Here is a 2,275-nt window from a genome sequence, read left to right on the forward strand (position 1 = left end):
CGACCGCGCCCGCGCCGTACCCGTGTTCCAGCAGGCCGGCCGCCAGGGCGACGGGCAGCATGGTGTCGCCGAGGCGGGCGCCGACCGGGCGGTGTTCGCCGCGCGCGAGGGGTACGGCGATCCGGCCGCGCTGGAGGAGGCGTTCCGGGCGCACGCCCCGCGGCTGCGCACGGCGTGGGTCGCCGCCCCCGGGCGCGCGGTGCCGCCGGGCCCGCGCCGGCTGACGCCCGGCACGGCCGCCTACTGGACGGCGCTGGCCCGCTCCCGCTACCTGGTCAGCGACGCCCGCTTCGAGCGGCGGCTGCGCAAGCGGCCCGGGCAGGTCGTCGTGCGGGCCCTGGAGGGCACCCCCCTCGGACACGCGGGCCTGGACCTGCTGGAGCGCCCGGCGGCGGCCCGTGACCTGGACTTCGCGGAGCTGCTGCGGGACGTCGACCAGTGGGACTACGTCCTGTCCGGCAACCGGCACGCCACCCTGACCTGGGAGCGGGTCCTGCCGGGCCGCTACACCGTGCTGGAGTACGGGCTGCCCCGCAACGACGTCCTGCAGCGGGCGACCGCGGCGGACGTGGCCCGGGTGCGGGCGTCGCTGGGCGTCCCGGAGGGCGCCGTCGCGATCCTGTACGCGCCCGCGCACCGCGACCACCGGCGCACCCAGCGCCCCCTGCTGGACCTGGAGCGGATCCTGCGCCGCCTGGGTCCGCGCTTCGTGATCCTCGCCCGCGCCCACGCCCCCGTTAGCGGCACCCGGATCATCGACGTCTCGGGCCATCCGGACCTGGCCGAGCTGTGCCTCGCCTCGGACGCCCTGCTCACCGACTACGCGCCGGTTTTGTTCGACTACGCGGGGCTGGACCGGCCGATCGTCGTGCACACCGAGGACTGGGCGGCGTACGAGGCGTGCCGCGGCGCCTACTTCGACCTGCGGGAGTTCCCGCCGGGCGCGGTGGCGCGCGGTGAGGACGAGCTGACCGACATCTTCGCCTCCGGGCACTGGCGCGGCTCGCGCTCGGCCCAGTTGCGGGCGGCGTTCCGGGAGCGGTTCTGCCCGTGGGACGACGGGCACGCCGCCGAGCGGGTGGTCCGGCGGGTGGTCCTGGGCGAGACGGAGCCGCCGCCGGCGGTGCCCCTGGCGGACCGCACCCCGGCCCCGTCGTCCTGCGCGCGCTCCCCGCTGGCCACCGTGCCGCAACCTTCCGGTCCCGTCCCCGTCACCGAGAGCCGCTGAACGGCGTTGGTCCTTCCGGGAGTTCCCATGCCCCTCGGCTCGACGCGGCCCACCCCGAGCCGGCCGTCCACCTGGCGTCCGGCGGGACGGCCCGGCCGCGTCCGCAAGACGACAGAAAGAACAGAATGCCCCGCTTCAGCATCATCGTCCCGTCCCACGGGGTCACCGGCCGGCTGTCCCAGGCGCTGGACTCGGTCCTCGGCCAGTCCTTCGGCGACCTCCAGCTGATCCCGGTCTGCGACGCCCCCGACGCCCCGGCCGCCGAGGTCGCCGCCGCCGGGTACGCCGAGCGGGACTCCCGGGTGACCCCCGTGCACTCGCCGCCGTCCGCCGGGCTCAGCGGGGCGCGCAACGCCGGGATCAAGGCGGCGACCGGCACGTACCTGCTGTTCCTGGACGGCGACGACCTGCTGCTGCCGGGCGCGCTCGCGGCACTGGACGCCCGGCTGTCCGAGACGGCCGGCGTGGACGTGCTGTACGCCGAGCACGAGCGCGCCCCCTGGTGGGAGGGCGAGCCCACGAACCCGGCCGCGCCGCTGCTCGCGGGGGCCCCGAAGGGCGCGTTCGCCCCCGCCGACCGGCCCGCGCTGACCGGCGTCCAGCTGCCCGCGTGGAGCGCCGTCTACCGCCGCGCCTTCCTCACCGAACGGGAACTCGCCTTCCCCGAGGGCCACTTCACCGACCTCGGCTGGGGCGGGCTGGTGACCGTCGCCGCCGAGCGGATCGCGGTGCTGCGCCGGACCGTCGTACGGCACCGGCTGCGCCGCCAGGGCAGCCGGCTCAATCAGCCCGGCCCGCACCAGCACACCCTGCTGGACCAGGTGGAGCGGGTGCTGACGCGGGCGGCCGAGCGTGCCCTGCCCGCCGGGCGGACCGGGCCGCTGTTCGACCAGTTGTTCGCCGTGGTGCTGAAGACGGCGTCCCGGCCGGAGCGGCTGCCCTCCGGTCACCGGGCGTTCTTCCGCCGGGCGGCCCGCCTCTACCGGCGGCACCGGCCGGCCGGCCACCGGGTGCCGGGCGGCAGCCTGGGGGTGCAGCACCGGCTGC

The 2,275-nt window shown here is 77.3% G+C and carries 2 protein-coding genes; both read left to right on the forward strand.

What is annotated here, in order from left to right:
• Positions 1 to 1,228: CDP-glycerol glycerophosphotransferase family protein (locus ABZV94_RS41365; RefSeq protein ID WP_356350230.1), on the forward strand; the 1,228-nt coding region annotated here is incomplete at its 5' end.
• Positions 1,229 to 1,353: 125 nt separating this feature from the next.
• On the forward strand, positions 1,354 to 2,275 hold a 922-nt coding region (locus ABZV94_RS41370; protein WP_356350231.1), incomplete at its 3' end, for a glycosyltransferase.

The sequence above is a fragment of the Streptomyces sp. NPDC004658 genome (assembly GCF_040609555.1).
Classification (GTDB): Bacteria; Actinomycetota; Actinomycetes; order Streptomycetales; family Streptomycetaceae; genus Streptomyces.